Origin of the sequence: Paenibacillus artemisiicola (assembly GCF_017652985.1) — a bacterium.
Lineage (GTDB): Bacteria > Bacillota > Bacilli > Paenibacillales > Paenibacillaceae > Paenibacillus_Z > Paenibacillus_Z artemisiicola.
Genome location: NZ_JAGGDJ010000018.1, coordinates 50741 through 63260 on the forward strand (window position 1 = coordinate 50741; position 12520 = coordinate 63260).

At 62.9% G+C, this 12520-nt stretch carries 12 protein-coding genes; 4 read left to right on the plus strand and 8 right to left on the minus strand.

The genetic code is table 11. From position 1 onward, the window contains the following. Positions 1 to 372: 372 nt before the first annotated feature. Both I8J29_RS19635 and I8J29_RS19640 read right to left on the minus strand, forming a co-directional pair. Complete coding sequence (locus tag I8J29_RS19635) at positions 373 to 2007, minus strand: response regulator (RefSeq protein WP_208849209.1); 1635 nt, start codon at positions 2005 to 2007, stop codon at positions 373 to 375. Continuing rightward, positions 2004 to 3845: a sensor histidine kinase gene (locus I8J29_RS19640; RefSeq protein WP_208849210.1), complete on the minus strand. Its 1842-nt coding sequence runs from the start codon at positions 3843 to 3845 to the stop codon at positions 2004 to 2006. The genes I8J29_RS19635 and I8J29_RS19640 overlap by 4 nt, the downstream gene beginning before the upstream one ends. A gap of 166 nt (positions 3846 to 4011) precedes the next feature. Here I8J29_RS19640 and I8J29_RS19645 point away from each other — a divergent pair, with 166 nt between their 5' ends. From I8J29_RS19645 to I8J29_RS34245, 4 genes are all read left to right on the plus strand, one after another. Beyond that, the gene (locus I8J29_RS19645; RefSeq protein WP_338113236.1) at positions 4012 to 4905 is read left to right on the plus strand and encodes a carbohydrate ABC transporter permease; all 894 of its coding nucleotides are present in this window, start codon (positions 4012 to 4014) and stop codon (positions 4903 to 4905) included. 1 nt (position 4906) lies between these two features. After that, a complete protein-coding gene (locus I8J29_RS19650) occupies positions 4907 to 5740 on the plus strand; it encodes a carbohydrate ABC transporter permease (protein WP_208849211.1) in 834 nt (277 codons plus the stop codon). A gap of 189 nt (positions 5741 to 5929) precedes the next feature. Then, positions 5930 to 7255 (plus strand): ABC transporter substrate-binding protein, encoded by a 1326-nt coding sequence (locus I8J29_RS19655; protein ID WP_208849212.1) that lies wholly within the window; start codon positions 5930 to 5932, stop codon positions 7253 to 7255. A gap of 315 nt (positions 7256 to 7570) precedes the next feature. Next, positions 7571 to 7693 carry a hypothetical protein gene (locus tag I8J29_RS34245; RefSeq protein WP_276316304.1) on the plus strand — a complete coding sequence of 41 codons (123 nt, stop codon included), beginning with the start codon at positions 7571 to 7573 and terminating at the stop codon, positions 7691 to 7693. 264 nt (positions 7694 to 7957) lie between these two features. Here I8J29_RS34245 and I8J29_RS19660 read toward each other — a convergent pair whose 3' ends face one another. The 6 genes from I8J29_RS19660 to I8J29_RS19685 form a co-directional block, all read right to left on the minus strand. Beyond that, on the minus strand, positions 7958 to 8170 hold the full coding sequence (locus tag I8J29_RS19660) for a hypothetical protein (RefSeq protein ID WP_208849213.1): 213 nt from the start codon (positions 8168 to 8170) through the stop codon (positions 7958 to 7960). A 49-nt stretch (positions 8171 to 8219) separates the two neighbouring features. Next, positions 8220 to 8858, minus strand: coding sequence for a PadR family transcriptional regulator (locus tag I8J29_RS19665; protein ID WP_208849214.1), 639 nt, complete (start codon positions 8856 to 8858; stop codon positions 8220 to 8222). A gap of 6 nt (positions 8859 to 8864) precedes the next feature. Then, entirely contained in the window at positions 8865 to 10457 is a 1593-nt protein-coding gene (locus I8J29_RS19670; RefSeq protein WP_208849215.1) for an MDR family MFS transporter, read from the minus strand. A gap of 236 nt (positions 10458 to 10693) precedes the next feature. Further along, on the minus strand, positions 10694 to 10921 hold the full coding sequence (locus tag I8J29_RS19675; RefSeq protein ID WP_208849216.1) for a hypothetical protein: 228 nt from the start codon (positions 10919 to 10921) through the stop codon (positions 10694 to 10696). A gap of 59 nt (positions 10922 to 10980) precedes the next feature. Next, complete coding sequence (locus tag I8J29_RS19680) at positions 10981 to 11970, minus strand: lipoate--protein ligase (RefSeq protein WP_208849217.1); 990 nt, start codon at positions 11968 to 11970, stop codon at positions 10981 to 10983. Between the two features lie 243 nt (positions 11971 to 12213). Then, positions 12214 to 12516, minus strand: a complete 303-nt coding sequence (locus I8J29_RS19685; protein WP_240546335.1) for a Dabb family protein — start codon at positions 12514 to 12516, stop codon at positions 12214 to 12216. Between the last annotated feature and the right edge of the window lie 4 nt (positions 12517 to 12520).

The window sequence follows — 12520 nt, forward strand, 5'->3', positions numbered from 1 at the left end:
ACGGGTGCACCCCTTGCGCGATAGTCGTACGGGCAGGCTGGCGCCTACTTGTTAGCATAACGCAAACGGTTGGGAAAATGTTGCAAAAATTGCGGATGCTGCCGATGAGGATGCGGGAGCAGGGAGGGAGCAGGGAAGGGGCGGCGCTTGAGGCCGGGGGCAGACCGGGATGGAGCCGAGAGGAAACGAGCGCCGAGGCAAAACGAAAGCAGCGCGAAAAGAGCGGAACGATAAGCGTTCCGCCCTATAGTCCGCGCCATGGGCTGCCGCGGCCGCCTCGCTTCTTCGCGCCGCGTTCGGCCCGCCGGCCGCGGCAACCGGCCGCGACCGGTTCCGGAGACCGTCCATCCGCGGCTCCCCGGCCGATCGCGGTCACTTCGCGTCGACGTCGTACAGCCGTTTCCGGTATTCGCTCGGGGTCTGGTCGGTCCATTTCTTGAACACCTTGCTGAAATATTTCTCGTCCTGAAACCCGGCCATCTCCGCGATCTGCGTGATCTTGAGATGCGGGCTGGCGAGCAGCGCCTTGGCGCGGTTGATCCGGCACGACGTGATGTAGTCCGAGACGTTCTGGTTCAGCTCCTGCTTGAACTTGCGGGAGATGTACTCGCGGCTCAAATGAAACTTGTCCGAGATGCTCTGCAGCGTGAGGTCCTCGTGCGCGAACCGCTCGATATGCGCGGCGATGTCGCGGATCGTGCTGCCCTTCTCGGCGCCGGCCTTCAGCCGTTTGGCCGCAGCGAGCGCCTCCTGCGCGAACGATTCCTTCCAGGCGGCATAGTCGAACCCGCCGCCGGCGTCCGCCGGAATCGCCTCCCGGTCCGCTTCCGCATACGGGTTGGCCGCGTCGGCGGCCGGCGCGCTGCCCTCCCAGATCGCGGCCGCGAGCCGGAATTCCTGCCGCCACAGCAGCAGGTTCTCCGGCGTGATCCGCGTCCGAGCGTCAAGCGCGTCGAACCACGGCCGCAGCGCCTTGCGGATGCCGTCTTGGCTGCCGCTCTGCACGGCGAACCGGACCTTCTCCTCGAAGGCGCCGAAGAACAGCGGCGGCTCGGCGGGCGCCGGCGCGGCCGCGAAATCGCCGAGGCAGTGCACGTGCTTGCCCCGCTGCAGCAGGTTGCGCTGCAGCAGCATCGTCCGCGCCTGGCGGTATGACGCGGTCAAGCCGTGCGGGAACGGCTCCGGCTGGCCGACGCCGAAGGCGAAGCGGGCCTTGAACGCCTGCTGCAGGGCGTCGTTGTATTCCACGAGCAGGGCGGGGACTTCGTCCAGCCGGTCCCAGAACAGCAGCGCGATTTCCTGGTGCGCGCCGACGCTGTGCCGGAACGCCTGGCCGCAGCCTCGTCCGCCGAGCAGCTCGCTGCCGATGTTGGCGACGGCGAAGGCGAGCAGGTCGCGGCCGTCGGCGCCGAACTTGGCCGCGAGCGCCGGCGCGGAGTCGAGCTCCAGCACCGCGACGCGGACGGTTTCGAGCGGCCGCGCGCCGCCGTCGTCGCCGCGCCGCAGCAGCTCGGCGAATTCCTGCGCCGAGCCCGTGCCCTTCAGCAGCGCGCCGAACAGCTGCTCCGCGTACAGCGGCTTCAGCTGGTTCAGCTCCATGTCGGCGCCGCGGGTGCGGGTGCGGGCCGATTCCTCGGCGCGCCAGCTTTCGACGGCCCGGGCCACGGCCTGGTTGAGCTGATCGGGGTCGATCGGCTTCAGGATATAGTCCAGGCCGCCGTACTTGACGGCGGTGCGGACGTATTCGAAATTGTCGTGCCCGCTGATGACGATGACTTTGCTCTCGGGGGCGCGTTCGGCCAGCCAGGCCATCAGCTTGTCCCCGCCGAGCACCGGCATCATCATGTCCGTGAACACGAGCGCGGGCCGCTCCCGCTCGGCGAGCTCGATGGCCGCCTGGCCGTTCTCGGCTTCCAGCACCGCGTCGATGCCGTAGTCCTGCCAGCCGACGAGCAGCTTGATCGCTTCGCGGACATGCCGCTCGTCGTCGACGATTAACGCTTTCATGATGGTCGTTCCTCCTGTGCGTGCGGAATGTGCAGCGTAACGGAAAAGCCGTGCGGCACGAGCCGCCGGATGCTGAGCGACGCCTCCGGGCCGGCGAACAGCCGCAGCCGCGAGAGGACGTTGCGCAGCCCGATGCCCGCGGCGTCCGATTCCGCCATGTCGTTGTCCTGCGCCAGCGCCGCGTTCAGCTCCGCGAGCCGCTCGTCGGTCAAGCCCGCGCCGTTGTCCGAGACGACGACGGCAAGGTCGCCCGCTTCGCCGAGCGAGCTCGCGATGATCAGCTGGGCCGGCCGCTCCGACGGCGAGAAGCCGTGCTTGAAGAAGTTTTCCACGAGCGGCTGCAGGATCATCTTCGGCATGCGGATGCCGCGCGTCCCTTCGCCGATCATGAGAATGACGTCGAGCGAAGCGTCGAACCGCTCCTGCTGCAGGTCCAGGTACGCTTGGACGTAGTCCAGCTCCTGGCTCAGATCGACGTCGCCGCCGGACAGGTTCATCTGGTAGCGCATCATTTTGCCGAGCGAGGCGACGAGCCGGTACACCTGCTTGTTGCCCTGCTGCAGCGCGACGGTGCCGACGGATTGCAGGGCGTTGTACAGGAAGTGCGGGTTGACCTGCGCCTGCAGCGCCCGCAGCTGCATCGTCTTGTTGGCGATCTCCATCCGGTATTCCTTCAGGATCAGGTTGTTGATCGTCTGCATCATGGACCGGAACCGCTTCGCGAGCAGCCCGATCTCGTCCTTGCTTTGGATCTCGATCCGGACGTTCAGGTTGCCGGCGTCGATCTGGTTGACGTACCCGATCAGGGCGAGCAGCGGCTTCGTGAAGCGGATGGAGATGACCAGCGTCGCGAGCACCGCGACCGCGAGGAACGCCGCGCCGACCCACATGTTCAAGAGCGCGGTCCGGTTGGCCGCGGCGTACAGGTGGCTGTCTGGCGTCTGCTTGATCAGGTACCAGTCCATGAACGGCGTCTTCACCTGCTGGAAGAAAATTATGCCGGCGAAGCCGCCCTTGTCCCACTTGAAATGCCCCTGCTCCGCCGCGGAGCCGGCTACCTCGCGGAACCAGCCGTCATCCAGCCGTTTCCCTGCGAAGTCCGGCTTCGACGAGAGGACGAGCCGTCCCTCGCCGTCGACGAGGTAGAGCTCCTCGTTGCCCGCGTCGTAGAGCTGGCGGTTCAGGTCGTTCAGCACCCCGGTCTTGACGTCGATCGTCAGCTCCGCGAGCTGCTTGTCGCTCGGCGCGAGGAAGATCGGGCGGTGGAGCGAGAACACCGGCTCCTCCCGTACCGGCGACTTGATCGGCAGGCCGTAGTTGGTGCTCGGATGCGTCGGCTCGATGTACGTCTTCGGCGCCATCCCGATCGTGCCGGGAGCGTGGCGGCCGACCCGGATGTCGTCGTTCCAGAGCAGATAGCTCGAGTTCTGCGCCGCGACGTACAGCCGGATTTTATAAAATTCCCGCATGCTCTGGTAGATGTTGTACAGGTGATCCTTGAGCAGGTTGCGGTTCTCGATGACGTCGCTGATGCCGTTCGGGAAGGACTCGTCCTCCAGATTGTGCTCGAGCAGGTAGTACAGCGAGCGCGGCACGTTCATGGAATTGTAGACCGCGAGCGACTTCTGGTTGATGTTGTTCATGTAGTTGATGATGTTCGCGCTGCCGAGCGCCAGCAGGCGGTTGTTCTTCGAGATGGCTTCCCGGGTGATCGACGAGCGCGTCTCGTGGTAGGAGATCGCGATGGACGCGGCGATCGGCACGATGGTGGCGGTCAGGAAGAGCAGCATCATCTTCTTGCGGATCGTGGCGGCGCGGAACAGGCTGCGGACGGACAAGGCGCGGGAGCCCCTCCTTTTCGGGCGATTTCGGTAGGTATAACCATACGCTAAACGGAACCTCGAGGTCAATATATTCCACTTTCCAGTTCACGATCTTCCGTCGAAGGGGATATCGCCCGGCCGCTATACTGGGGTACATGACCGAAAGAGAGGGGACATCCGCGTGCACGCTAGAAGGGGAACCAAATTAAGCGAGTGGCTGCAGCAGACGGTATTCGTCGGGCCGGGCCTGCTCGTTTTTCTGATGATCGTCGCCGTGCCGTTTTTCATGGGCTTTTATTATACGTTTACGGAGTGGAACGGGCTTGACCTGAATCATGCCAAATGGACGGGCTTCGCCAATCTGAAGCGCATCTTCTCGGACGATCCGCGATTCTGGACGGCCTTCGGGTTCACGGCCAAGTTCACCGTCGCCGCCGTCGCCATCACGAACGCGCTGGCGCTGGCGCTCGGCCTCCTGCTGACGCGCCCGCTGAAGGGCCGCAGCATCCTGCGGGTCGTCTTCTTCCTGCCGAACGTCATCGGCGGCCTGCTGCTCGGGTACATCTGGTATTTCATCTACACCCGCGGCTTCGCGGCGATCGGCGAGGCGACGGGCTGGCATCTGTTCAACCTGCCGTGGCTCGGCACGCCCGCGACGGCCTTCTGGGGCATCGTCGGCGTCTTCGTCTGGCAGACTTCCGGCTACATGATGATCATCTATATCGCCGCCATCATCGGCGTGCCGAAGGATCTGTCGGAAGCGGCGCGGATCGACGGCGCCTCGGCGTGGCAGACGTTCCGCAGCGTGACGCTTCCGCTGATCATGCCGGCCGTCACGATCTGCTTGTTCCTGACGACGTCCAACGCCTTCCGGATGTTCGACCTCAACCTGTCCTTGACGGGCGGCGGTCCCGGCTACGCGTCGGAATCCATCGCGCTGAACATCTACCGCGAAGCGCTGACCAACAGCCGGTACGGCCTCGGCACGGCCAAAGCGATGATCTTCTTCTTCGCCGTCGCGCTCATTACCGTCACCCAAGTTTGGGTCACGAAGAAGAAAGAGGTGGAGGCTTAAGATGGACACCAAACAAAGGTACACGCCGCTGCTGCTTAGCCTTGAGCTGCTCTGCTGCCTGCTTGGCCTCGTCTTCCTGACGCCGTTTTATTTTCTCGTCGTGAACGCCTTCAAGAAGCTGAGCGCCATCCTGCTGAACGCGGCGTCGCTGCCGCAGAGCTGGGGCCTCGGCAATTTCAAGAAGGCGTGGACCGCGATCGATTTTCCCGTCGTGTTCATGCATTCCTTCGTCATCACCGCGCTCAGCGTCGGCCTGCTGGTCATCGTGGCGAGCATGACGGCTTACCGGCTCGTGCGCCGGCCGACGACGTTCAACAAGCTGCTGTTCACGGTATTCGTCGCGTCGATGATCATTCCGTTCCAATCGGTCATGCTGCCGCTCATGCGCGTCACGTCGCTGTTCGAGCTGCGCGGCCACGTGTACGGCATCGTCCTGTGCTACCTGGGCTTCGGTATCTCGCTGTCCGTCTTCCTGTTCCACGGGTTCATCAAGTCCGTGCCGCTCGAGGTCGAGGAAGCCGCGGTCGTGGACGGCTGCTCGCCGTACGGGCTATACTGGAGAATCGTGTTCCCGCTGCTGAAGCCGATCGCGATCACGGTCGTCATCCTGAACGTGCTCTGGATTTGGAACGATTATCTGCTTCCGGTGCTCGTCATCAACGACGCGTTCACGACGATCCCGCTCGCCGTGCAGAAGTTTTTCGGCCAGTACTTGCGCAAGTGGGACCTGGCGATGGCGTCGCTCACGCTGAGCACGCTGCCGGTCGTTATTTTCTTCCTTTTCCTGCAAAAACATATCATCGAAGGCATCACCGCCGGCTCGGTCAAAGGGTAAATCAGCCGAAGGCAGCGTAAATTCGGGCGGTTAGCCGGATAAAAATTCCTGATTTGCGGGAAAATCAATATTTTACACCGTTCGCCGCATCAACATTTTACACCTCGGCGATCAATTTATTCGGTGTTTCGGGGCGGCGGACGGGCCCTATAATCATCCATGTAACGACAATCCTTTGGGAGGTAACCCATGAAAAAGATTCTTGCGCTTACGTTCGCAACCGCTCTCATCGCAAGCGGCTGTTCCAGCAACAACGGGGGCAACACCAACAACGCGGCGGGCGGCGGCACGGCCGATGCCGGCAACGCGGCAGGCACGAACACGGCGGCAGAGACAAACAAGCCGGGCGAGAAAGTCACGATCAAGGTATTCCAATTCAAGGTCGAAATCTCGAATGCGCTGGCCCAAATGGCGGAAGAATACGAGAAAGAAACCGGCGTGAAGGTAGAGGTCGAAACGCACGGCGGCGGCGAGGATTACAGCGCGCTGCTGAAGGCGGAGCTCGCGGCGGGCGAGGAGCCCGAGATCATCACGTCGTCCGGCTGGTCCGGCTTCGATCCGTACGTAGACCGCGCGGTCGATCTGTCGAACGAGCCGTGGGCCAAGGACCTGGTGGAAGCGTCCCGCGCCCAGATCACCCGCGACGGCAAGCTGCTCGGGATGCCGATGAACCTCGAGGCGTACGGCATCACGTACAACAAGGACCTGTTCGCGAAGGCGGGCATCACGGAGCTGCCGCAGACGCTGGACGAGCTCGAAGCCGACTGCAAGAAGCTGAAGGACGCCGGCATCACGCCGTTCGCGCTGACGAACGAATGGTGGTCGCTCGGCATTCATACGCTGAACATCGCGAACGCGACGCAGGCCGACCCGGCGGCGTTCATCGACGCGGTCAAAGCGGGCACGAAGACGTACAAGGGCGACCAGCACACGAAGGACTGGATCCGCCTCGTGGACATCATGTTCGCGAACGGCCAGAAAGCGGCGCTGACGACCGACTACAACACGCAGGTGGCGGAATTCGCGGCCGGCAAGTACGCGATGATCCAGCACGGCAACTGGATTCAAGGCATGGTGGACGAAGTGAATCCGGACCTGAACCTCGGCATGATGCCGGTGCCGACGGCTGATGGCAAGCCGGAGGTGTTCACGGGCGTGCCGAGCAACTGGGTCGTGAACAACAAGTCCGCGCACCCGGACGAAGCGAAGGCGTTCCTGAACTGGATGGCAACGTCCGAGACGGGCAAGAAGTTCGTCGCGACGGACTTCAAATTCATCCCGTCGATCACGAGCATCCCGGCCGACCCTGCGGCCATCGGCAAGATCGGCGCCGACTTCGCGGCGTTCTCCGAAGCGCATCCGGACCAAGTGAAGGGCTGGCAGTGGGACCGCTTCCCGGACGGCGTGACGCAGCAGTTCGGCGCGGCGATGCAGGATTACATGGGCAAGCGGATCAAAGCCGACGAGCTGCTCGACCGGCTGGACAAATCCGTGGCCGATATCGTGAAGAAATAAGCTTGCGCTTGGCGCAGACGCGGCGGCCTGCGGGCCGCCGCGTTTGCTTGCGTGGAGGAAAAGCCGCTTGATCCGGCCGTTGGCCGGGTTGGGCGGCTTTTTGGGTTGGTTGCGGTGGGGGCGGGCATGGCGGAGGGGCTGGCGGAAAGGTTGGGCGCTGCGTCGGCGGTAAGTGGAGCTGCGGAGGAGTGGGAGCAGCAGCGCAGCGGGAGTAGGAGCGGCGAGCGAGACGGAGAGCGGCAAGGAGGCGGCGGGCGAGACGAAGAGCACGCGTATGAAAAAGCGTGAGCGGCAAGCGAGGAGGAGGGCGGTCGCATGAAAAGCGGCAATGGAGCGGCGAGCAAGACGGAGGGCGGGCTTATTACGAGCGATAGCGGCTTCGGCAAACGTTCGAATGGCAGATACGGGGCGATAGTCTGCACGGACCGTTATACGTGAGACGTGCCGGATTCATCGGTTGCCGCCGTATGCGGACACAGGAGCCGCTATTGCGTCAATATCAAGCTTATTCGTCATTTGGCGGACACCAGAGCCGCTATTGGCCGAGAAACCATCGAAACTGGGGGATTCGAAGCCATTAACGGATCCTGTGTCCGCGAAATCGCGGAATCAGGCCGAAATCGGAAAATAAGCGCGCTAGTGTCCGCTTGAAGCTTGCGTTGGTCATCACATGCGTGGCAGGATGATTCATCCGTTCCCCGCTCACCGGTCACTCCAATAGCCCGTGTCTTCGTTCGCGATCCGGCGCTGCTTGCCGCGTAACAGGACTTCCCGCAGCGGCGCTGGTCTCCCGATTTGCGGCGAATTCTGGCCCGCCGCTGCGAGCCGCTCCGGCATCGCGTCGGCTGCGCCCGCGCGCTGCGCCAGCGTGACCCTCGCCGCGCCAGCATCGCGCCGGCCGCGCCGCGCCAGCATCCCCGCGCCCCCAAAAAAAGACCGCCCACAACGGGCGGCCTTCCAAACCTCACTCCTCCGATGGCGGAGCCGGAGGATAACGCTTCTCGAATTCCTTCAACCCGGCGACGTACGCTTCGATCTGTTCGGGCGTCATCTGCCGCGTCTCGAACAGCTTGCCGGAGCGGGTTTCCGCGAGCAGCCGTTCGAGCCACGCTTTCTCGGTTTCGCCGAATTGGATGAAGCCTTCGATCATGAGCGAGGAACCGCGGGGGATGATGTCGCCCTTCAGCTCCAGGATCGCCTTCATTCGGGCGATGCGGGCTTCGCACGCCTCCAGCTGCTTGACGACGAGCTCCTCGATCGTGCCCGGGTGGCCGTGCCGGACGAACGGCATGGCCAGGAACAGCGGGTGCTGGGGGTACGACGTCAGCTTGAACTGCTCGTTCAGCAGCAGGTAGAACGCTTCGCGGCCCTTGTCCGTGATGCGGTAAATCGTCTTGTCGGGCCGGTTCTCGCCGGGCACCGCGACAACCTCGGCCGCCTCGATCAGGCCGTCCTGCCGGAGCTGGTCGACCGCGTAATAAAGCGAGCCGTCCCGCAGCTTGAAGCTTTCGTTCCAGTTGCGCAGCTTGATGGTCTGCCGGATCTCGTATGGATGCCGATCATGCTCCATAAGCAGCCCCAAAATCATGAGCCTCATGGACATGGCGGTTTATCCCCCGTGATACGACGGTTCCGGCTTGCCGGCCTCGCCGCCTGCTTGCGCGCCCGGCTTGACCGGCGCACCCGGCGCGCCGCCGGAACGGTTCGCTTCGAGACGCGCGCGGCCCATCAGGAACACGAAGACGATCGCCGCGGCCGGCAGGATGACCGACCATTGGAAGATGGAAATGACGGAATGCGCGAATTCGTTCAGCAGCTTGTTCGCGATATCGGCCGGCAGCCCCATCTGCTGCTGCACGTCCGGGTCGAGCAGCGCCTGGCCGCCCTTGATCTGCTCCGCCAGCTGCGGGTTCAGGTTCGGCGTGTCGGCGATGTTCGCTTGGAACGCGGACTTCTGAATCGCGCCGAACACGGCGATGCCGAGCGCGGAGCCGATCGTCCGGAAGAACGTGATGAGCGACGAGGACGTGCCCTTGTACTGCGGCGGCACGGCGTTTAGCGTCGAGATGTTGAGCAGCGAGAACGAGACGCCGATCCCGAGGCCGACGACGATCATGAAGAGCGAGATGACGAGCCGGCTCGAGGACGTATCCATGGCGAAGCCGAGCAGCGCCGTGCCGACGATAAGCGTCAGCGCGGATACCAGCATGACGTCGCGGTAGCGGAATTTATTGACGACGCGGCCGCCGATCTGGCTGCTCGCGACGACGCCGAGCATCATCGGAATCATGACCGTGCTCGTCTGCGTGGCCGTCTTATGGAAGACGCCCTGAATGAAGAGCGGGATGTACGACGCGGTCGCGATCATGACGGCGCCGTACAGCAGGCTGATCGCCATGCTGCTCGTGACGATTTTGTTCTTGAACAGGTCGAGCTTGATGATCGGGTCTTTCACCTTCAATTCGACGAACAGGAACGCGATCAGGAAGACGCCGGACGCGACGAAGAGCAGGATCGTCTTGGCGGCGCTCCAGGCCCAGCCGTCCGTGCCGCCGAGCTCGAGGCCGAACATGAGGAACAGGACGAACGCCGTCAGCATGACCGCGCCGAGCCAGTCGATCGACTGCTTGCGCGTGTTTTTGTTCTCGTGGTACGCGTTCAGGATGAACAGCAGCGACAGGATGCCGAGCGGCACGTTGATGTAGAAAATCCAACGCCAGCTGATGTTGTCGGTGATGACGCCGCCCAGGATCGGGCCGAACACGCTCGAGATGCCGAAGACGGCGCCGAAGAGGCCCATCATTTTGCCTCGCTTCTCGGCCGGGAACAGGTCGAAAATGATCGTGAAGACGATCGGCATGAGCGCGCCGCCGCCGATGCCCTGGATGGCGCGGTAGATGATGAGCTGCTCCATGTTCTGCGCCGTGCCGCATAGAACGGAGCCGAGCATGAACAGAATAAGACCGGTCAGGAAAAACGTTTTCCGTCCGTACATATCGGACAGCTTGCCGAAAATCGGCGTCGAAACGACCATCGCGATCATGTACGCGGAGTAGACCCAGATGAATTTGTCGAGACCCCCGAGCTGCTTGATGATGGTGCCCATGGCGGTCGAGACGATCGTCTGGTCGAGCGCCGTGATGAACAAGCCGAGCAGCAGGCCCGCGATGACGAGCTTGACGTTGCTGCGATTAGCGTCCAAATGATTCATTCCTTTCGTATAACCTACTCAAATTTGATTACCCTGTAGTCATTATACTCAAATTTGAGTGGTTATCAACCTAAATTTACGTAAACGCGGAAACGGCTCGATCCGCGGCGTTCTTCCGAACCGCCGCGCGCACGAAAAAGCCCGGCCGCCTGCCGAAGCAGCGGACCGGGCTTTTGAAGATCGTCGGCGGGGTCGAGACGTCATTGTCATCCGCCGTTCGGTTCGGGTCAGCTCTCGTTCTCGACGACGCGGGCGACCGGTCTGCCGCAGGTCCGGCATTTGCCGGTCAGCAGCAGGGCGTATTTCTCTTCGCGGATGCTGTAATCCACGATCTCGACCGCGCCGCCGCAATTGCCGCAGAAGACGTTGCGCACCAGCTTGTCCCGGTACGATTGCGGGATCGCTTTCCACAGCTGCAGCGCTTTGAAGGAGGTAATGTTTTCGGGTCGGCTCATCGTCTTTCCACTCCTCGTTCGTCGTGATATACCGTTCTCCCGCGCGGCGGCGGGTCCGATCAAAACAGCAGCGACAACCATTCCCGGCGGTCCACCGGACCGAAGTAGACGGTTAAATCCACGTCCTTCAGCGCCTCCGCGACGGCGGCGGCCTCGTACTTGACGCCGGCCAGCTTGTCCGTCACGTCGGACACCTCGCCCGTGCCGAAGAAGTCGCCGTAGACCGACGCCTCGGCGATGACGCCGCCTTCCACGAACAGCCGCACGTCGTACGTGCCCGCGGACAGCCGTTTCGTCTGGCGCACGTTGAACTTCGGCGAACGGCCGTAGTTCCAGTCCCAGCTGCGGTACCGCTCGTCGGCCAGCTTGCGCACGCCGGCCAGATCGGCTTCCGTCAGCTTGTATTCCGGTACGTCGGATTCGCTCCCGAAGATCGACGCCAGGATGAACGCGCGGAATTCCGCCATCGTCATCGGCGTCTTCAGAAATTCCGCGATGTTGGCGACGCGGCTGCGGACGGACTTGGTCGCCTTGGATTCGAACTTCGCGGGGTTGACGTTCAGCGCCGAGACGATCGCGTCCACCTCGGAATCGAACAGCAGCGTGCCGTGGCTGAACATGACGCCTTTGGAGGCGAACTGCGCGTTGCCGGAGATTTTGCGCTCGCCGACCTGCAGGTCGTTGCGGCCCGACAGCTCCGCGTCGACGCCGAGCTTGCGCAGCGCCTCCACGACCGGCTCCGTGAATTTGCGGAAATTGTGGAACGACTTGCCGTCGTCCTTGGTGATGAAGCTGAAATTCAGATTGCCGAGATCGTGGTAGACGGCGCCGCCGCCGGAGAGACGGCGGACGACGTGGATGCCGTTCCGTTCGACGTAATCGGCGTTCACTTCCTCGGCGGTGTTCTGGTTCTTGCCGATGATGATGGACGGCTCATTAATGTAGAAAAGCAAAAAGTCCTGCTCGCCCGCGAGGTTGCGCAGCGCGTATTCCTCGAGGGCCAGATTCCAGGACGGATCGTGGCGGTCGCCGTTGTCGATGAAGAGCATGGTCGTTCCTCCAATGGGGTCCGGGTAGGTTGCGGCTTGGGATGCGTCGTATGAATCGGCCGGGCGCAAACGATGCGAGATGCGCCGCCCGCGAGCGGCCGGCGTCCGCTTTTGCGGCTGCGGACAAGCTTCACGCTTCTATTATACCGCCGCGAAGCAAACAGGAACAGCCCGGCGGGGCCGCCGGGCTGTTCCTGCGAAGCGTCAATTTTTAGTAAAGCCGCCGAATCCGGATCGCTCCGTTCACTGAATCGGATAATCCACGACGACGACGTTGTCGAGCACGCCGCCGAGCCCCTGCACGAAATCCTGGTGCACGGGATGCGGGCCGTAGGCGCGAAGCGCTTCCAGGCTCTCGAACGTGACGCGCAGGCCGAGGGAATAGCCGCGGATATTGTCCGTCTCCTCCGTGGCGTTCAAGCCGGCCGAGAGGTCGACGATGCCGGGAATCCGGCCTTTGAACGCGAGCAGCTTGGCCAGCAGCTCCGATTCGCGTTCCGGGGTGATCGCGGCGTTGAATTTGAAGATGACGATATGCTCGTACATGGGC